The sequence below is a fragment of the Micromonospora palomenae genome (assembly GCF_007829925.1).
GTDB classification, from domain to species: Bacteria; Actinomycetota; Actinomycetes; order Mycobacteriales; family Micromonosporaceae; genus Micromonospora; species Micromonospora purpureochromogenes.
In genome coordinates, this window is sequence record NZ_VIXA01000002.1 from 997,013 (window position 1) to 1,016,315 (window position 19,303).

General features: G+C 73.0%; 16 protein-coding genes. 8 read left to right on the top strand and 8 right to left on the bottom strand.

Going from position 1 to position 19,303, the window contains the following annotated elements; genetic code table 11:
- Positions 1-25: 25 nt before the first annotated feature.
- A complete protein-coding gene (locus FHX75_RS15745; protein ID WP_154940705.1) occupies positions 26-1,204 on the top strand; it encodes a serine hydrolase domain-containing protein in 1,179 nt (392 codons plus the stop codon).
- 51 nt (positions 1,205-1,255) lie between these two features.
- Here the strand turns inward: FHX75_RS15745 and purD are convergent, their stop codons facing one another.
- From purD to FHX75_RS15760, 3 genes are all read right to left on the bottom strand, one after another.
- Entirely contained in the window at positions 1,256-2,503 is a 1,248-nt protein-coding gene (gene purD, locus FHX75_RS15750) for a phosphoribosylamine--glycine ligase (protein ID WP_154940707.1), read from the bottom strand.
- An 89-nt stretch (positions 2,504-2,592) separates the two neighbouring features.
- The gene (locus FHX75_RS15755; RefSeq protein ID WP_154940709.1) at positions 2,593-3,525 is read right to left on the bottom strand and encodes a PDDEXK family nuclease; all 933 of its coding nucleotides are present in this window, start codon (positions 3,523-3,525) and stop codon (positions 2,593-2,595) included.
- A gap of 178 nt (positions 3,526-3,703) precedes the next feature.
- A complete protein-coding gene (locus FHX75_RS15760; RefSeq protein WP_154940711.1) occupies positions 3,704-4,993 on the bottom strand; it encodes an adenylosuccinate synthase in 1,290 nt (429 codons plus the stop codon).
- A 122-nt stretch (positions 4,994-5,115) separates the two neighbouring features.
- Here FHX75_RS15760 and FHX75_RS15765 point away from each other — a divergent pair, with 122 nt between their 5' ends.
- Positions 5,116-6,126, top strand: coding sequence for a diacylglycerol kinase family protein (locus FHX75_RS15765; protein ID WP_154940713.1), 1,011 nt, complete (start codon positions 5,116-5,118; stop codon positions 6,124-6,126).
- A 76-nt stretch (positions 6,127-6,202) separates the two neighbouring features.
- A complete protein-coding gene (locus FHX75_RS31650; RefSeq protein WP_246158098.1) occupies positions 6,203-8,692 on the top strand; it encodes a chromosome partitioning protein in 2,490 nt (829 codons plus the stop codon).
- A 45-nt stretch (positions 8,693-8,737) separates the two neighbouring features.
- Here FHX75_RS31650 and FHX75_RS15775 read toward each other — a convergent pair whose 3' ends face one another.
- Positions 8,738-9,166, bottom strand: coding sequence for a DUF3151 domain-containing protein (locus FHX75_RS15775; RefSeq protein WP_154940715.1), 429 nt, complete (start codon positions 9,164-9,166; stop codon positions 8,738-8,740).
- A 251-nt stretch (positions 9,167-9,417) separates the two neighbouring features.
- On the opposite strand from FHX75_RS15775, the gene FHX75_RS15780 reads away from it, so the two are divergent.
- A complete protein-coding gene (locus tag FHX75_RS15780; protein WP_211364478.1) occupies positions 9,418-10,629 on the top strand; it encodes an LOG family protein in 1,212 nt (403 codons plus the stop codon).
- Between the two features lie 52 nt (positions 10,630-10,681).
- On the opposite strand, the gene fbaA is transcribed toward FHX75_RS15780, so the two are convergent.
- A complete protein-coding gene (gene fbaA / locus FHX75_RS15785; protein WP_154940719.1) occupies positions 10,682-11,704 on the bottom strand; it encodes a class II fructose-bisphosphate aldolase in 1,023 nt (340 codons plus the stop codon).
- Positions 11,705-11,830: 126 nt separating this feature from the next.
- Positions 11,831-12,214 carry a phage holin family protein gene (locus FHX75_RS15790; RefSeq protein ID WP_154940721.1) on the bottom strand — a complete coding sequence of 128 codons (384 nt, stop codon included), beginning with the start codon at positions 12,212-12,214 and terminating at the stop codon, positions 11,831-11,833.
- Positions 12,215-12,346: 132 nt separating this feature from the next.
- On the opposite strand from FHX75_RS15790, the gene FHX75_RS15795 reads away from it, so the two are divergent.
- Positions 12,347-12,559: a hypothetical protein gene (locus tag FHX75_RS15795; RefSeq protein ID WP_154940723.1), complete on the top strand. Its 213-nt coding sequence runs from the start codon at positions 12,347-12,349 to the stop codon at positions 12,557-12,559.
- On the opposite strand, the gene FHX75_RS15800 is transcribed toward FHX75_RS15795, so the two are convergent.
- Positions 12,550-13,641 (bottom strand): LCP family protein, encoded by a 1,092-nt coding sequence (locus FHX75_RS15800; protein WP_154940725.1) that lies wholly within the window; start codon positions 13,639-13,641, stop codon positions 12,550-12,552. The genes FHX75_RS15795 and FHX75_RS15800 overlap by 10 nt on opposite strands.
- Positions 13,638-14,123: a SigE family RNA polymerase sigma factor gene (locus tag FHX75_RS15805; protein WP_154940727.1), complete on the bottom strand. Its 486-nt coding sequence runs from the start codon at positions 14,121-14,123 to the stop codon at positions 13,638-13,640. The genes FHX75_RS15800 and FHX75_RS15805 overlap by 4 nt, the downstream gene beginning before the upstream one ends.
- Before the next feature lie 143 nt (positions 14,124-14,266).
- Between FHX75_RS15805 and FHX75_RS15810 the strand changes: the two genes are divergently transcribed.
- The 3 genes from FHX75_RS15810 to FHX75_RS15820 all read left to right on the top strand — a co-directional run bounded on the left by FHX75_RS15810 (position 14,267) and on the right by FHX75_RS15820 (position 19,161).
- Positions 14,267-15,769 carry an LPXTG cell wall anchor domain-containing protein gene (locus FHX75_RS15810; protein ID WP_154940729.1) on the top strand — a complete coding sequence of 501 codons (1,503 nt, stop codon included), beginning with the start codon at positions 14,267-14,269 and terminating at the stop codon, positions 15,767-15,769.
- Between the two features lie 189 nt (positions 15,770-15,958).
- Entirely contained in the window at positions 15,959-17,503 is a 1,545-nt protein-coding gene (locus FHX75_RS15815) for an LPXTG cell wall anchor domain-containing protein (RefSeq protein WP_170285380.1), read from the top strand.
- A 119-nt stretch (positions 17,504-17,622) separates the two neighbouring features.
- Complete coding sequence (locus FHX75_RS15820) at positions 17,623-19,161, top strand: LPXTG cell wall anchor domain-containing protein (protein WP_154940733.1); 1,539 nt, start codon at positions 17,623-17,625, stop codon at positions 19,159-19,161.
- Positions 19,162-19,303: the final 142 nt, after the last annotated feature.

Consider the following 19,303-nt stretch of genomic DNA (forward strand, 5'->3'; position numbering starts at 1 on the left):
CGGCCGGGGCGGCAGGCTCGACCCCATGAAGATCACGAACAGCCGTACCGTCCTCGCCGTCGCGGCGCTCGGCCTGGCGCTGACCGTCGCCACCCCGGCAGCGGCCGCTCCGGGCAGCGCCGCCACCGGCCGGGCGGGAACCACCTGCCGCCCGGGCACCCTCGACCCGTCCCCGCTGCGCGCGTCGATCAGCGGGTTACCCAACGCCGACGCGACCAGCGCGCAGGTGCGGATCGCCACGCCGGAGGGCTGCTGGACCGGCGTCAGCGGAGTGCGGGACCTGCGCGGCCAGGCCCCCGTCCCGCCGCACGCCCGGTTCCGGATCGGCAGCGTCACCAAGGTCTTCACCGCCGCACTGGTGCTGCAACTGGCCGCCGAGGGCCGCATCGACCTGGCCGATCCGGTGCAGCGTCACCTGCCCGGGCTGCTGCCCGCCGACTACCCGACCGTCACCGTCCGCCAGCTGCTCGACCACACCAGCGGCATCCCCAGCCCGACCATGCCGGACGGGATCGAGTGGCAGCTCGCCCACCGGTACGACCGGTGGACGCCGGAGCAGATCGTGCGGCTCGGCCTGCGCAACCCGCGGGAGTTCGAGCCCGGGACCAGGCAGCACTACACGAACATGGGCTACATCGTCGCGGGCCTGCTGGTGGAGAAGGTCACCGGCCATTCGTACGCGCACGAGCTGGACCGGCGGATCGCCGGCCCGCTCCGCCTGCGCGACACCTACGCCCCCGGCGACGACCCGCGCATCCTCGGTCCGCACGCGCACGGGTACCAGGCCGTCGTGCGCGACGGGGCCACCGAACTGGTGGACGCGACGACGTGGAGCCAGACCTTCACCCCGGCCGCCGGCAACGTCATCTCCAGCCTGGCCGACCTGGACACGTTCATGACCGCGCTCTTCGCCGGCCGGGTGGTCCCGCCGGCCCAGCTGGCCGAGATGTTCACCCTGCCCGCGGTCCCCGACGTCGCCGGCGGTCCGGCCCGCTACAGCGTCGGGCTCACCGCGTTCCCACTGCCCGGGGGTGAACTCCTGTGGATCAAGACGGGGTCCCGGTTCGGCTACCTGACCGGCGTGGCGTCCACCCGGGACGGTCGGTTCCGAATGCAGTACTCGATCACCGGGACCGACGCCAAGGGTGAGGAGCTCAGCCGTACCGCCCAGGCCGTCATCGGCGCCGCGCTCGGGATGCTCTGACGACGCTCCGCCGGGCGGGGACTCTCCCGCCCGACGGGCGAGCCGGTCGGGTCAGTCGGGGACGGCGATCCGGCCCTCGACCGCGGCGGCGGCGATGTCGGTGCGGTGGTGCGAGCCGGCCAGCTCGACGCCGCGTACCAGGGCGTAGGCGGCATCCTGCGCGGCGGCGAGGTCCGGGCCGGTGGCCGTACCGCAGAGGACCCGGCCCCCGGCGGAGAGCAACGCGCCGTCCGCGGCCCGGCGGGTGCCGGCGTGGATGATCCCGGCGCGGTCCGCGCCGGTGATCACATCACCGGTACGCGGGGACGCGGGGTAGCCGTCGGCGGCGACCACGACCGTGACGGCGGCGCCGTCGCGCCAGCGCAGCGGCGGGTGCGCGGCCAGCGTGCCGGTGGCCGCGGCGTGCAGCAGCCCGGCCAGCGGGGTCTCCAGCAGGGCGAGGACCACCTGGGTCTCCGGGTCGCCGAAGCGGGCGTTGAACTCGATCACCCGGGGACCGGCGGTCGTCAGCGCCAGACCCACGTAGAGCAGCCCGGCGAACGGGGTGCCCCGGCGGCGCATCTCCGCCAGCGTCGGGTGCACGACGTCGCGCATCACCTCGTCGACCAGGCCGGGCGGCGCCCAGGGCAGCGGCGCGTACGCGCCCATGCCGCCGGTGTTCGGGCCGCTGTCGCCGTCGCCGACCCGCTTGAAGTCCTGCGCCGGGAGCAGCGGCAGCGCCGCCTCGCCGTCGGTGACCACGAAGAGCGAGACCTCGGGCCCGGCGAGGTACTCCTCAACCACGACCCGGCCGCACTCCTGCGCGTGCGCCAGCGCGGCGTCCCGGTCCTCGGTGACGACGACGCCCTTGCCGGCGGCGAGCCCGTCGTTCTTCACCACGTACGGCGCACCGAACTCGTCCAGGGCCCGGGCGGTGCTCTCGGCGTCCGTGCAGGTGTGGGCGCGCGCGGTCGGCACGCCGGCGGCCGTCATGATCTCCTTGGCGAAGGTCTTGGAACCCTCCAGCCGCGCCGCCTCGGCCGAAGGCCCGAACGCCGCGATGCCCTTGGCCCGCACCGCGTCCGCGACCCCGGCGACCAGCGGTGCCTCCGGCCCGATCACCACCAGGTCGGCCTGCACCTCGACCGCGAGCGCCGCCACCGCACTTGGATCGGCGGCCGCCACCTCGCGCAGCTCGGCGATCCCGGCAATCCCCGGATTCCCCGGCGCCGCGATCACCCCCTCGACACTCGGGTCACCGACCAGGCCCAGCGCGAGCGCATGCTCCCGCCCCCCACCACCCACAAGAAGAACCCGCACGCCGGCGATCCTACCGACCCCCCTTCCCACCCCGTTGATCATGAAGTTGTTGCCCACCATGTCGGCGTGTCATGGCAACAACTTCATGATCAACGGCGACGACCGGCGGCGGCGATGGCCTGGCGGACGGTCCAGGGGATGTAGTTGGGGTCGAGGGTGTCCTGCCAGGTGAAGCGGAGGATGGACCAGCCGGCGTTGATCAGGCGGTTCTGTCTGCGGCGGTCGGCGAAGATCGCCTCGGGGGTGTCGTGCGCGGCTCGGCCGTCGGCTTCGGCGATCAGCCTGGGACCACGCCAGCCCAGGTCCCCGATGCCGAGCAGGTAGCCGTCGTCGTCCCGCACCGCCAACTGCAGCGCGTCCGGCGGAACCTTGCCGTCGACACAGCGCAGTCGAGCCCGGGTCTCCAACGGCGACTGCGCACGGCCGTCCGCCTCCGCCAGATAGCCACGGGCGGCAACGGCGCCTCGCCGACCGCGGATGAGCGGAGGGACACCGAGCAGATCGTCCTCGGTCACGAGCCGACGATTCAGAGCCGAGTCGAGCACCGAGACCGCCGGATAGCGGTCCTCTCTCACGATGAGGTCAGCGACCGTGCGCAACGGGGTGCTGGCCGGGATGTCGTCGATCCGAACCAACTGCCGCTCACCGATGGCCAGCTGATGGACGATCACTTCCGGGTGAGCCAGTCGCGCAGGCCGGGCCACCCGGCCCGGGACCGAGAGATGGATCTCCTCGGTCGACCGACAGCCGGCGATACCGTGCAGCTCGGCGGCGGTCCGCAGGACGGCAGCCGCCGCGGGACCGAAGGAAACGACGGCCGCACGCACCCGCGCCTTCCTCGGCACGCCGTCATGCAGGTCGGCATCGACCAGGTAACTGGCCCGGGCCACCGCACGCCAACGGCCCGCCCGGCACAGTCGCTGAACCTCGTGCACCGTGAAGCCGGCCGCCCGCGCCTGCGCCAACGTGACAATTCCGTCCCGCCGAGCCGCGACCCGCCGCACCACCGCCAACGCATCCACACCAACCGACTGTCCCGGTCAGCAAGGCGCCCCAAAACCCCCTGTGGAAAACCCCGCCCCCCTGTGGACAACCACCCGCTACCCGCGCGTCGATCATGAAGTTATTGCCCCGACACGCCGAGGTGGGCGGCAATAACTTCATGATCAACGGGGTTGGGGCCGGGGGCGGGGTGGGGGGTTAGGGGAGGAGGGGGTGGCGGACTACGTTTTCTTCGCGGCCGGGGCCTACTCCTACGACGCTGACGCGGGTGCCGGTGATCTCTTCGATTCGGGCGATGTAGCGGCGGGCGTTTTCGGGGAGGTCGGCTTCGGTTCTCGCCTTGGTGATGTCTTCCCACCAGCCGTCGAGCTCTTCGTAGATCGGCTTGGCGTGGTGGAAGTCGGTCTGGGTCATCGGCATGTCGTCGAAGCGCTCACCGTTGATCTCGTACCCGACGCAGATCGGCACCTTCGCCATGCCGGTGAGCACGTCCAGCTTGGTGACCACCAGGTCGGTGACGCCGTTGAGGCGGCAGGCGTACCGGGCGACGACGGCGTCGAACCAGCCGCAGCGGCGCTCGCGGCCGGTCGTGGTGCCGTACTCGTGGCCGATCTTGCGCAGGTGCTGGCCGTTGTCGTCGAACAGCTCGGTCGGGAACGGCCCGGAACCGACCCGGGTGGTGTACGCCTTGCTCACCGCGATCACCCGGTTGATCGCCGTCGGCGGGATGCCCGCCCCCACGCACGCCCCACCGGCCGTCGGGTTCGACGAGGTCACGAAGGGGTAGGTGCCGTGGTCCATGTCGAGCATGGTGGCCTGGGCGCCCTCCAGCAGCACGGTCTCGCCGCGGTCCAGCGCGTCCCAGAGCATCACCCGGGTCTCCGCGATGTACGGCTTGAGGCGCTCCGCGTACTGGAGGTACTCCTCGAGCGTCGCGTCGACGTCGATCGCCTTGCGGTTGTAGATCTTGAACAGCAGCTGGTTCTTCTCGCGCAGCGCGAGTTCCAGCTTCTTGCGCAGGATGCCCGGGTCGAGCAGGTCCTGGAGCCGGATGCCCATCCGGGCGACCTTGTCGCCGTACGCCGGGCCGATGCCCCGGCCGGTGGTGCCGATCCGCGAGCTGCCGAGGTAGCGCTCGACCACCCGGTCCAGCGCCCGGTGGTGCGGCATGATCAGGTGCGCGTCGCCGGAGATGCGCAGCCGGGAGACGTCCACGCCACGCTCGGCGAGCCCGTCGATCTCGGCCAGCAGCACCTTCGGGTCGACCACCACGCCGTTGCCGATGACGATCATCGCGCTCGGCGAGAGCGCCCCGGACGGCATCAGGTGCAGCGCGTACTTCTGCCCGTCCGGAGTGATCACCGTGTGACCGGCGTTGTTGCCGCCGGAGTAGCGCACGACGTAGTCGACCCGCTCACCCAGCAGGTCGGTAACCTTGCCCTTGCCCTCGTCGCCCCACTGAGCGCCGATGAGCACGATCGCTGGCATCTTCTCCGCCTCCAGAAGGCTCGGGTGCCAGGTGGCGACCGGTTGGCGAGCCCGGGGTGTCAGGCTAACAAGTAGTGACGGCGGGACCGGCAGGGGTCGCGTCGAGAGGCAGGAGGCTCGGAGTGTACGACGTGGTGCTGCTCACCCTCGGCTCGGAGCGGGACGCTCCCGGTGGGGGCTGCGGCAGCGGCGGAGCCTGCTGCGGTGGCGCGACCGAGGCTGCCGGCGCGGAAGCGTCGAAGCCGACCGAGGAGCGCTGCGAGACGCCGCGCGTACCGGTGCTGGCCTGCGCGGACGCGCTGACCGCCCGGGGCGCCCGGGTGGAGACCGTCACCGCTCGCTCGGACGCCGAGATCGACGAGGTGCTGGCCCGGCTCGACGCCCCCGCCCGCCCCGACGGCCTCACCTGGCCCGACCCCGACTCCAAGACCCGGCTGGTCGTCGCCACGGCCAGTGACGCACAGTTGCGCGCCGTGCTGCGCCGGCTGGTCCGGCGGTACGCCCCACCGCCCAGCCGCCGCCCGGCGGACCTGGCCGGCAACCGTACGGTGCCGGACCTGCCGCCGATCGGCGTACTCCCGCTCGACCCCGCCCGGAGCGGCACGCGGGCTGACCTGGCGGCGCAGCTCGGGCTGCCCCGCGACCCGGCGGCGGTGGCCGCCGCGGTGCTCGACGGCACCGCCCGCCGGCTCGACCTGCTGCGCAACGACGCCGGCTCGGTGACCCTGGACGGCGCGCTGCTCGGCGCGGCCGACGACACGGGGCGCCCGCTGCACTGGCGCGGCCGGGTCGAGGTGGACGACGCGGTGCTCTCCGACGGCGAGGACCCGATCCTGGCCTGCGCGATCGGCAACGCCGGCGGGTACGCGTCCCTGGACGGGCTGCCGCTGCTGACCACTCCGGACCCGACCGACGGCGTGGTCGAGGTGGCGGTGGCCGTGCCGGTGGTCACCCGGAAGGCGTTCGGCCGGAAGCGGATCCGGTTCGAGGTCCGCCGGGCCCGGGGCCGGGCGGTCGCGGTCGTCCCCCGCGACGAGAAGGTCCCCTTCCTGGACGACGGTGTGGAGGGCGAGCTGAGCCGCAAGCGGTCCTGGTGGACCGAGGCGGGCGCCTGGGCGGTCTGGACGAGCTGACCCGGAACGGCGTTCCGCTACGTTCCGTGACCGGAACGGGACGGCCTATCCTCGGCAGGAGGAATGGGGAGGAACCGTGGTGGACGAGAACGCCGACCGGGGCCGGCTGCCCGGCCCGCCTGCGGTGCCGGAGCGGGACATCGAACCGCTCTGGCCGCCCGACGCGACCGACACCGCCCCGACCTGGGGCGTCCAGGCCTCGCCGCTGTACCCGTCGCTGACCGCCGAGGTCAACGCCGCCCCCGCCGCCGACGCTTGGACGGCGCCCCCGCCGGACGGCGACTGGGCCTCCCTACGCGCCGACGAACCGGCCCCGCCGCCGCTGCCGCCGTACGCGGCCGGCCCCGACGACCGGCCCACCACGCCGGCGGACGCGGGCGAGGAATATGACTCCGACCTCGACCATGACACTGCCGTCGGCGGCAGTGTCCCGGTGAGTGCTGACGGCGGCGGCCCGGTCGGTGGGGACAGCGCGCGCGGCCTGGTCGGCGCCGAACACCTCGCTGGCGACGGCCAGCCCACGACGGGGTTCGCGGCGAACGGGAACGGCGGGGCCGGCACGTACGGCGGCGCCACCGGCCCGGACGGCCTGGTCACCGGGTACGCGGCTCCGGCCACCGGCGGAGACACCGCCATGACCGGGAGCGGCCCGACCACCGGCTTGGAGTTTCCGACCACGAACGGCTCCGCCGCCGACACGAGCGGCGCGGCGGCCAGCCCGACCACTCCGCCCACGGACGGCAGGACCACCGACCCGAACGCCACCCCCGACGGCACCTTCGCCGGACACGGCATCCCGGCCACCAACGGCACCGCACCCGGCCCGAACATCCCCACCGCGAGCGGCACCGCCGCCGGCCCGAGCATCCCAGCGACCAACGGCAGGACCGCCGAACCCGGAATGGTGGCCGAGGCCAGCTTGCCGGCCGGGCACGCCGTCGTGGCCGCCGAAGCGGGCCCGGTGACCGGGGAGGCCCGGCCGCAGGCCGAGCCGGCGGAGAACGCCGACCGACCGGAGCGCACCGCCCCGGCACCCCGCGTCGGGCAGCCCGCCCCGGTCGACCTCGACCTGCCCTTCACCCTGGACCAGCCGATCACCGCGCCCCCGCCGCACACCGCGCCGGGCACCCCGGTCGTACCCGCGGCGAGCATCCCCCAGGCGGCCCGGGGCCAGGGCGAGTCGCCGTGGGCCCAGCCACCGCAGCGTTCCACCGCCGCCAGCGACCCGGCGATGCGCGGCGACGCGGCGATGCGCGGTGACCACGGCGGCGCCGCGATCGGGGACGAGGCGATCGGCAGCGCGACGGTGCCCGGGCCGCCGGCGGAGCCCACGCCCCCGGCGCCGAAGCTGGGTCCGTTCCCGCCCTCGCCGGGCACGCCGCTGACGCCACCCGGCCCGCACCCGCCGACGGAGTACCCACCGGGGCCCACGCTCACGGTGCCGCCTGCGCACGCCGGCCCGCCGCAGCCCGGGCCGATGACCGCCGCGCCGCCGGGGCCGCAGCCGCCCGCCGGGTGGTACCAGCCGTCCTGGCAGGAGGGCACCCCGCCGGCCGGGCTGCCCCGGCAGTCGTACCCGGAGCCGCCGGCACGGGCGGCGCAGGGCGGCTACCCGGACGCGGGCTGGACGCCGGACGGCGCGTCGGCGCCGACCGCCGAGGACTTCGCCCGCCGCCGGCAGGCCCGTCCGGCCGACCCGGTCGCCACCATGGGGGTACGGGCGGTGGTCAACAAGATCGGCTTGAAGCTGCCGCCGGGGCGGCACGAGCAGGAGATCAAGCGGGACGTCGAGATGGTCCGTCGCAACTTCGGCGGGCTGCGCCAGGTGACGGTGGTGAACCCGAAGGGCGGCGCCGGCAAGACGGTGGCCATCCTGCTGCTCGCCATGACCTTCGGTCAGAAGCGCGGCGGGTACGTGCTGGCCTGGGACAACAACGAGACCCAGGGCACCCTGGGCATGCGCGCCCAGCAGGACTTCCACTCCCGTACGGTCCGGGACATGCTGCGCGACCTCGGGCAGTTCCAGGGCGCGCACGGCCGGATCGGCGACCTGTCGCAGTACGTCCGCTCGCAGGGCGAGGGGATGTTCGACGTGCTCGCCTCGGACGAGTCGGCCACCGGCGGCGAGATGCTCACCGCGGCGGCCTTCGCGGAGATCCGTGAGGTGGTCAGCCGGTTCTACAAGCTGATCTTCGTGGACACCGGGAACAACGTCCGGGCGCAGAACTGGCAGGCGGCGATGGACGCCACCGACCAACTGGTGGTGACCATGTCGGCCCGGAACGACTCGGCGGAGACGGCCGCCCGGATGCTCGACCACCTGGAGCAGAGCGGCCGGCAGCGGCTGGTCCGGCAGGCGGTGACGGTGGTGTCGATGCCGCCGTCCCGCAAGGAGATCGACCTGCCGGCGATCCAGGAGCACTTCGCCGCCCGCACCCGGGCGGTGCTGCTCGCGCCGTACGAGCGTCTGATCGACACCGGGGAGCCGATCCGGTACGGCGGGCTCTCCTCCGCCACCCGGGACGCCTGGCTGAAGATCGCCGCCGCGGTGGCCGAGGGGCTGTAGCCGTGACGGCCGGCCCGGTCACCGCCGGGCCGGCCGTCACGAAGGTCACTCGCTGCCGAGGGCGTCCCCGGCGGCGGGGTCGCAGTCGCGGAGGAACTGCGCGCAGCGGGCCGCCTCGTCCGCCTCGCCGATCTCGCCCGCCGCCCGGGACAGGACGTACAGGCAGCGGAGGAAGCCCTGGTTGGGGCCGTGCGACCAGGGCACCGGCCCGTGACCCTTCCAGCCGCTGCGGCGCAGCTGGTCCAGGCCCCGGTGATAGCCGGTGCGGGCGTAGGCGTACGCGGGGATGACCTGGCCGGCGCTGAAGGCCCGGGTCGCCAGCACCGCCCAGGCCGCGCTGTAGGTCGGGAAGCGGGCCGCGACCTCGGCGTACGCCTCGTCGGTGCCCTTCTCGGCGGCGGCCGCGAGCGTGGCGTCCGCCTCTTCGTGCGCGGGCAGGAGGGTGGCCGGTGGCTCAGGCAACAGGTTCTGCATCGTCCCATTCAACCGGCTTCGCCCTACCGCGCGCGAGAGGATCGGCCCGGCGCGCTGGCTGAACGGGGGAGGCGTCCGTCACGCCTGCGGCCCATGCCGCCGCGAGATGTTTTCCATTACAACTATTAATCCGGAGCCTCCCCAGGACCCGGTTACGCAGGAGCCCGGCGGTTTCGACCGCCGGGCTCCTGTCGTCCCGGCCCCCGGACCGGCAGGTTTGGGCCATTGCCCGGGCCGGGCAGGATGGCCTGGTGCCGACCCCACCTCCCGCGGACGTCATCGCGCCGCACGAGACCAGCCACGACGAGATCGAGACCCGCGCCGACTTCGACCGGCGGCTGGCCACCGGCAGCCTCGCCGGCCTGACCGTGCAGGGGCTCCGCCTCGACCTGGACCCGATCCCCGACCTGACCCGCACCGAGGTCGCCGGCACCCTCTTCGTCGGCTGCCGGTTCGCCTCCCGAGAGGTCGGCGCCGACCTGGTCCGGCGCGGGGCGAACGTGGTGCCGCCCTTCTCCGGCCTGCCGTACCCGACCCAGCCGTCGCACCTCTACACCCCCGAGGAGCTGGCCGCCGGGTTCGCCGAGGGCGGCTTCGCCGGGATGTACGACACCCGGGTGTACGCGCACTTCCGCGAGCACGGCGGCGCGCTGCCGGACGTCCGGGAGGCGCTCGGCCAGCGGCTGCACGACCACGGCGTGGACAACGCGCTGGTCGACGCCACCCGGTCCTGGCTCGCGACGCACGGGCCGCAGTCGGTGGTGGGGGTGATGGGCGGGCACGCCGTGCCGCGCGGCAGCGTGCCGTACCGGATGGCGGCGGTGCTGGGTTGGGAGCTGGCGCGGGCCGACCGGCTGGTGGTGACCGGCGGCGGACCGGGCGTGATGGAGGCGGCCAACCTGGGCGCGTTCCTCGCGGGTCGGCCGGCCGAGGAGCTGACCGCCGCGATCGACCTGCTCGCCGTGGCACCGGACTTCACCGACCACGACCGCTACACGGCGGCCGCGCTGGCGGTCCGCGAGCGGTACGCGACCGGGCCGGCCGTCCCGCAGCAGCGGGCGCCGGAGCTCGACTGGGCCCGCTCCGGCGGGCTGGCGATCCCCACCTGGCTGTACGGGCACGAACCGGCGAACCTCTTCGCCGGGCGGATCGCCAAGTACTTCTCCAACGCCATCCGGGAGGACACCATCCTGCGGCTGGCCCGGGGCGGGATCGTCTTCGCGCCCGGCCGGGCGGGCACCGTGCAGGAGGTGTTCCAGGCGGCGACGAAGACCTACTACGGCACCGACGGGGCGAGCGGGGCGTACGTCTTCCTGGACCGCGCGTACTGGACCCGGGAACTGCCGATCGAGTCGCTGCTGCGGCCGCTGTTCGCGGCGTCCCCGTTCGGTGACCTGTCGACCACCGTGCACCTGACCGACGACGTCCGGGAGGCCGTCCGGGTGCTCACCGCGACCGCCTGAGACACCGACGGCCGGCTCCCGGGCGGGGAGCCGGCCGTCGCGCTGGCAGCTGTTACTTCATCTTGGTGCCGGTCGAGCGCAGGTGCTCGCAGGCCTCGACGACGCGGGCGGCCATGCCGGCCTCGGCGGCCTTGCCCCAGACGCGCGGGTCGTACATCTTCTTGTTGCCGACCTCGCCGTCGACCTTCAGCACACCGTCGTAGTTGCGGAACATGTGGTCCGCGACCGGACGGGTGAAGGTGTACTGGGTGTCGGTGTCGATGTTCATCTTGACCACGCCGTAGTCCAGCGCCTCGCGGATCTCCGACAGCAGCGAGCCCGAGCCGCCGTGGAAGACCAGGCTGAGCGGCTTCTCCTTGCCGTACTTGGCGCCGACCGCCATCTGGATGTGGTCGAGGACCTCGGGGCGGAGCTTGACGTTGCCCGGCTTGTAGACGCCGTGCACGTTGCCGAAGGTCAGCGCCGCCATGTAGCGGCCCTTCTCGCCGAGGCCGAGCGCCTCCACCATGGCCAGGCCGTCCTCGACCGTGGTGTAGAGCTTGTCGTTGATGGCGTTCTCGACGCCGTCCTCCTCGCCACCGACCACGCCGACCTCGATCTCGAGGACGATCTTGCCCTTGGCGGCCTCGTCGAGGAGCTGCGCGGCGATCTCCATGTTCTCCGCCACCGGCACGGCCGACCCGTCCCACATGTGCGACTGGAACAGCGGCTCCTCGCCGCGCTTCACCCGCTCCTGGGAGATCCCCATCAGCGGCCGGACGAACTTGTCCAGCTTGTCCTTCGGGCAGTGGTCGGTGTGCAGCGCGATGTTGACCGGGTAGTTCTTGGCCACCTCGCGGGCGTACGCGGCGAACGCCACCGCGCCGGTGACCATGTCCTTGACCGACGGGCCGGACAGGTACTCGGCACCACCGGTGGAGACCTGGATGATGCCGTCGCTCTCCGCGTCGGCGAAGCCCTTCAGCGCCGCGTTCAGCGTCTGCGACGACGTCACGTTGATCGCCGGGTACGCGAACCGGCCGGACTTGGCCCGGTCCAGCATCTCCGCGTAAGTCTCGGGGGAAGCGATGGGCATGTCGAACGCTCCTTACTTACCGCTCTCGGCCGAGCTGGCCGCTGTCTTCCATCGGGTGCGCCGGACCGCGCTGTCCACCGCCGGCAGTATCCCGTAGAAGGTGGCGGCGGGCACAACCGCCTCCCCTCACCGGTCCTCCAGACTGTCCGGTACGGCGACGCTGATCAGCCAGCTCACCACCGCCATCACGATGGCCCCCCAGAAGGCGGCCCAGAAACCGTCCACCCGGAACGGCAGGTCGAGCCCACGCGCGATCCAGTCCGTCAGCAGGAACAGCAGCGCGTTCACCACCAGCGCGATCAGACCGAGGGTGAGCAGGTAGAACACGCAGCCGACCACCTTGATGACCGGCTTGAGCACGGCGTTGACCACGCCGAAGATCAGCGCCACCACGATCAGGGTGAACGCCGTCTCGGCGCCGGTGCTGCCGGTCACGTCGACGCCGGGCACGATCAGCGTGGTGACCCACAGCGCGACCGCGGTGATCGCCAGCCGGATCAGGAAGGCCACGCCTCCATCCTGGCACCGCCGGAAGGCCCCGGTGGGACGATCCACCGAGTCCGCTTGCCGCGCCCATCGGGCACCCGCGCCGCGCAGCCCGTACGGTGTGGGGGGTTAGTCCGCCGGAACCAGGGAGGGACGATGGGTCAGCCCGACGAGGACTTCGCGCCGAGCGACCACCTCAGCCCGGAGGAGCGCGACCTGGAGGCCGAGCCGGCCGACGCGGTCGAGCAGGCCGCCCTGATCGACCCGGGTGACGCCGAGACCGAGCCGCACCGTGGCCTCGAGGTCGGCGACTGGGACGCGATGGAGCAGGCCCGCGTGGTCACCGGCGACGAGGACGACTACCGCTGAGACCCCAGGGCGGTCACCCGGTCGGGGTTCGCCGCCGCCCACTCGGCCAGCCGGTCCTGGCGTAGCGCGGTCAGCAGGGCCGGTGCCGCGCGCTCGTCGAGCAGCAGGTTGCCCGGCCGCTTCGGCGGATCGACGGTCGGCAGCGCGAGGCCGACCGGGGCGGCCCGGGACGCCTGCACGGTACGCGAGAGCAGGTCCGGCAGCGAGGCGTCGCCGGTGTCGGTGACCAGGTCCGGGCCGAGGGCGGCCAACAGCCGGCTCAGGGCCACCGGATTGTGCAGGACGCCCCCACTGTCGAGCTGCCGCACCAGCCCCGCCGCGTAGCGCTGGGCGTTGCGGTCCCGGTCCTGGGCCCCCCAGGTCATGCCGTACCGCTGCCGGAGCAGGTCGACCGAGCCGGTGCCGTCCAGCCGCTGGCAGCCGGCCGGGAAGATACGTCGGGTGTGCACCGAGCGGACCTGCTCCGGCAGGCAGACCTCCACCCCGCCGACGCCGTCGGTGAGTCGCCGCAGCACCGGGTACGTCAGCACCGCGCCGGCGTCGATGCGTACGCCGATGGTGTCGGCGACCACCCGACGGGTCAGGTCGTAGCCCCGGCGCAGGTCGGGCCGCGATGCGGTGGCGCCGAACGGGAAGGAGCTGTTCAGCTTCTGGGTGCCGTACCCGGGGATCGCCACCATCAGGTCGCGCGGCAGCGACACGAGATAGAGCCGGCTCCGGTCCGCCGGGACGTGCACCAGCAGCACCGAGTCGGCGCGGGGGACGGAATCGGCGCCGCGTACCCGCGGGTCGGGGGCACCGTCCACCCCGACCAGCAGCACGTTCAGCGCGCCGCCGGGCGCGACCCGGTCGGCGAGGAACTCCGCGGTGGCGGGGTGCCCGCCGAGCGACGGGACGACCTGCGGCACCGCGAGGCCCAGCAGCCCCAGCACCGCCAGCGCGCCGGCCCCGGCCTGGAGCCGACGGCGCCGGCGACGACGGCGTACGACGAGCCCGTCGACGGCCGCCCGCAGCGGCCCGGCCGGCGGGGTGAGCGACTCGTGCCGCGCGAAGGCGGCCCGCAGCTCCTCCTCGACGGTCATGAGCAGACCTCCAGATGTTCGGCGCGCAGCGTGGCCAGCGCCCGGGAGATGGACGAGCGGACGGTCCCGACGGCGCAGCCGAGGATCTCGGCGATCTCCGCGTCCGGCAGGTCCTCGTAGTAGCGGAGCACCAGGCTGGCGCGCTGCCGGCGGGGCAACCGGGCCAGCAGGGACCAGACCTGGTCCCGGTCCACGGCGTCCTGCGCGTGGTCGGCGGCCGGCGGCGTGGACTCGTCCGGCTCGCCGCGCAGCAGCACCCGACGCATCCAGGAGCCCCGCCGCCAGTCGACGTACTGGTTGGTCAGCATCCGGCGCACGTAGCGCTCCGGGGAATCCGCCCGGGCCACCCTCCGCCAGTTCAGCTGGACCCGGACCATCGTGTCCTGCACCAGGTCCTGCGCCTGGTGCGGATCGCCGGTCAGCATGACCGCGTACCGCAGCAGCGCGGTCAGCCGCGAGTCGGCGAACTCCTCGTACGTCACTGCACCTCCCGGTGTCCCGAACCTGATGACGAAAGTGGGGGCCCGAAACGTTGCGCCGCCCGCTCGCCGGGCGCGGCAGGCCGGCGGAGAGTGACATCCGTGAGAGGCTGACCACGCTCCGTCATCAATAGGGAGGACAGTCGATGCTCCGGCACTCCATCCGGCGCTGGCTCGCCGGCGCGGCCGTCGCGGGCGCGTTCCTCGGCGCCACCGCCGCTCCCGCGAGCGCGGCCGGCCAACTCCGGATCGCCGCCCGGGACCTGCTGGTCGCCCCGGGACACACCGCTCCCGGCGCGGTACGGGTCGATGACTCCTCCTCCCCCGCCGGCCGCCCGGTGACCCTCGACATCGAGCTGTCCGAGTGGGACTCGTTGGGCACCTTCACGGTGACCGACGACGGCGGGTGGGACTGCGCCCGTCGCGCCGACACCCTGCGCTGCCTGGGCGCTTTCGGCCGGTGGAGCCGGACGCCCACCCTCTACTTTCAGCTCACCGCGCGGGCCGACGCCCCGCTGGACGGGCGGGCCGAGCTGACCGTCACGGGCTCCTCGACCGGCGGCACGACCACCCGGAAGATCACGGTCACCGTGGTCGAGGGGGTCGACCTGGTGACCGAGCCGAAGACCGCGCTGCGCAGCGGGCCCGGCGGCACCGTCGACCTGACCAGCACCGTACGCAATGCCGGCCCGGTGCCGGTGCACGGCGCGGTGCTGACCCTCGACGCCGACATGGACGTCCTGTCGGCCGACAACTTCCGCAACTGTCGGCGCCAGGAGGCGAGGCTCACCATCTGCCGGTTCGACACCGAACTGGCGCCCGGGGTCGCCTACCGGCTGTCGGCACCGCTGCCGCTCACCCTCAAGACGTTCCTGCGCAGCGGCCTCGTGCTGCCCAACCGTCTGCAGTGGTGGACCCCCGACGACTGGGCGCTGGTCGAGCAGGACCCGGACGTGCCGCTCCCACCGGACACCCCCGGCACCGGCGACGAGTTGCGTCTGGTGGCGCAGCCGACGGCGCGGCAGACCGATGGCGCCCCCTGGAACAACTGGACCGCGGTGGGCATCACCGTCACCGGCGACCGGACCGCGGATACGGCCGCCGTCGGGGGGCGGGTCAGCGCCAAGGTCGGCGACCGGGTGACGGTGACGCCCGGGTTCCGCAACCTCGGGCCCATGGCGGTGGAGACCTGGCGGGAGATCCCGCTGGTGCGGTTCCGCATCCCGGACGGCACCACCGCGGTCGAGGTGCACTGGGGTTGCGCGCCGATCGGCGCCGGTCCCTGGAAACCCGGCGACACGTTCGGCCAACCCGGTGCGCGGGAGTACGGCTGCAGCGGCCCGGGCGACATCGCCGGTGTCGGCGAGACCGTCTCGTACTCCTTCACCCTGCGGGTGGACCGGCTGCCGCGGCCAACCGCCGGACAAGTCACCATCGACGTCGAGGCCGACACCGACCCGGCCAACGACCGGGCGGAGATCGTGCTCGTGCCGCCGGCCGGAACCGGCGGCAACGGCGGTGGCGACGACTCGTTGCCCATCACCGGCGGATCGACCGCCCTGACGATGGCCGTCGGCGGGCTGCTGCTCGCCGCCGGTACGACCGGGGTCCTGCTGGCCCGCCGCCGACGCACCGACTTCGTCGCCTGACCAGCACCGCGTCACGCCCCGTCGCCGCCCCGGCGACGGGGCGTCGCCATGGTCCGCCCGATGCGCCGAAGATGCTCAGCCGTTCGGCTCGATTGCCTGGTCCGGACGCCATTCGGGGTGACGCGGTCTTTTAAGGAGTCCTTAAGATCCGCAGGCTCCACCTGTACACCCCCACGGGAGGAACCCCCAATGCTCACGCACTCCACCCGGCGCTGGCTCGCCGGGTTGGGCGTCGCAGGCGCGTTCGTCGCCGCCTCCGCCACCCCCGCCCTCGCGGCAGACCCCCTGGAGATCGCCGCCTGGGACGTCCTGGTCGCCCCGGAACACACCACGTACAACTTCATCGCCACGTACATCGCGGGCGAGGAAGAGCTGAAGAGCGCGACCCTGGACCTGGACCTGTCCGAGGTCAACGACGTCGCCACCATCGAGCTGCTCACCTCCGACTGGGAGTGCGTCCCCTCCGGCGACACCCTGCACTGCGAGGCGGAGGCCGAGGAGTGGGGCGTGCCCAGCCTCGACTACTACCTGACCGCGAAGGCGGACGCGAAGCCCGGACAGAAGGCCGAGCTGGGTATCAAGGCGACCGGCGGCGGCCGGACCGCCAGCAGCAGCGCCACGGTCACCATCGCCGAGGGCGTCGACCTCCAGGCCGAGCCGGAGGCCAAGGTCGAGGGCGATCCGGGCGCCACCGTGGGGCTGCCCGGCGACGTGGTCCGCAACTCGGGCGACAACACGGCGCACGGCGCGGTGCTGCGCCTGCAGACCGACTACCTCAGCCCGTACATCGGCAACTTCAGCAACTGCGGAGACTTCGAGAACCGGGCCATCATCTGCACCTTCGACACCGACCTGGAGCCGGGCAAGAGCTACCGGCTTTCCGAGAAGCTCCCGGTCAAGCTGGACAAGGGTGCCCGTACGGGCGCCGAGCTGGCGAACTACGTCGACTGGCTGACCAAGGACGACTGGGCCCAGATCATCGACAACGACCCCGGCTCTCCGCTGCCGCCGAGCACCCCGGGCACCGGCGACAAGCTCAGCCTGGTCGAGGTGCCGGCCGCCCGGCAGGCGTCCGTCCCGCAGACCGACGTGGACCAGACGAACAACTTCACGGTCGTCAACATCAAGGTGGGCGGTAACAACCCGGCCGACCTGGCCGCCGTGGGCGGCACCGCCACCGGCAAGGTCGGCGACAACGTGACGGTGACCGCCGGCTTCACGAATCTGGGTCCCGCCACGGTGGACGCCTGGCGGCTCACCGAGCCGATCGTGACCGTGGAGATCCCGCAGGGCACCGAGGCGATCAAGGTCTCGGAGGAGTGCTCGCCGTACGACAAGGACAGCGAGGAGCCCTGGAATCCCTGGGATCACGCGGGTGAGCCGGGCGCCGACATGTACGGCTGCATCTCCGCCGGGGACCCGGAGCCGGGCGTGGGCGGCAAGTACCCGTTCACCCTGCGGATCGACAAGCTGACCGGGCCGACCTCCGGCAAGGTGACCACCCACCTGGACGGCGACCCGAAGGCGGCCAACAACGAGGCGGCCGTCGTCATCAAGCCCGGCAACGGCAACCCGGGCTCGGGCGACGGTGGCAACGGTGGCGGCGACGGTGGCTCCCTGCCGATCACCGGTGAGAACACGGGCCTGATCGCCGGCATCGGCGGCCTGCTGCTCGCCGCCGGCGTCGGCGGCTACGTGGTGGCCCGCCGCCGCCGGACCCGCTTCGTCGCCTGATTCACCGCACCATCCGGCGCGCCCGCCGACCAGCCGGTCGGCGGGCGCGCCGTCGGGCGCGACCGGCGACACCGGACGCGTCCACCGACTCTTCCGCACCACCTCACGGGAGGACCCCCATGTTCACGCACTCCACCCGGCGCTGGCTCGCTGGGTTGGGCGTCGCAGGCGCCTTCGTCGCCGCCTCCGCCACCCCGGCGTTCGCCGCCGACGACCCGTTCGAGGTCGTGGCGCAGGACATGCTCGTCGCCGCGGATCACACCGGCTTCGCGTACGTCTACGCCACACCGACCGAACCGGAGAAACCGCATCAGTTCGGCCGCACCACCCTGGACATGGACTTCTCCGGCATCGCCGATTTCGCTGTCCTGGAGCAGCCCGGCGAGGGCTGGGGCTGGGCCTGTGAGACAAGCGGCCAGACCGTGCACTGCGAGACCGAGTTCGCTGAGTATGACGGTCCCTGGCTCGGCATCCAGGTGACCGGCAAGCACCAGGCCACGCCGGGTCAGAAGGGTGAACTGAAGTTCGCCGTCACCTCCGGCGGCCGGACGGTCAAGACCTCCTCGACCGTCACCGTCGCCGAGGGCGTCGATCTTCAGACCGAGCCCGAGGTGAACGTCGGCGGCGCGCCGGGCAGCCGGATCGGCATGCCGGCGGTCGTCCACAACGGAGGGGAGACCACCAGCCGTGGGGCCACGCTGGTGCTGCACACCGACTACCTCTCCCAGTACGTCGGCGACTTCTCGAACTGCCGTACGACCGACATGGCGGGCGCGCTCTGCACGTTCGACGAGGAGCTGGCGCCGGGCAAGACCTACCGGCTCTCCGAGGAACTGCCTTTCCAGGTCCACGAGGACGCCCGTACGGGTGCCACCCTCCGTGGGGCCGGCGCCTGGTGGACCAATGACGACTGGGAGCTGGTCAGCCGAGACTGGCCGCAGGACGGCAAGCCCGGCAACGGGTCGAAGCTGCGCCTCGTCGAGCAGACCGGCGCCAAGTCGCTGGCACCGCAGACCGACCTCGACGAGCAGAACAATTTCACTGAGATCTCGGTACGGGTGACCGGTGACAACCCGGCGGACCTCAGCGCCAAGGGTGCCACTGGCAGCGGCAAGGTGGGTGACGTCGTCCGGGTGAGCCCCAGCTTCACCAACCTCGGCCCGGCCCTGCTCGAGTACCAGGACGGTCCGTTGTTCCGAGTGTCGGTTCCGCAGGGCACGACGGCCGTCGAGGTGTCCGGCGACTGCCAGCCGTACATCTCTGACGACAAGTGGGACCCGTGGAACGGGAACTGGGGTGAGCCTGGTGCCCGCGAGTACGGGTGCGTGGCCAGCGAGACTCCGAAGGGCGTGCATTACCCGTACGAGTTCGCACTCCGGATCGACGAGGTCATCCCGGGCGTCACCAGCCCGGTCGCGGCCAGGCTGGCCGGCGACCCGAACAAGAAGAACGACCACGCCACGATCGTCGTGAACCCGACCGACGCCGGAGGCGACATGGGCAACGGTGGCGACGGCGGCGGTGACGGTGACGGCGGCACGCTGCCGATCACCGGCGAGTCCACCGCGCTGGTCGCCGGCATCGGCGGCCTGCTGCTCGCCGCCGGCGTCGGCGGCTACGTGGTGGCCCGCCGCCGCCGGACCCGCTTCGTCGCCTGACCCACCCCGCACCACCCGGCGCCCCGTCGACCCCAGGTCGGCGGGGCGCCGCCGTCCCCCGCCAAGGGCGAACCGCCGGCCACCCTGCCCTCCACCCAGCACGTCCGCAGAACAGCGCCAGCACCACCAGATCCCGAACCAG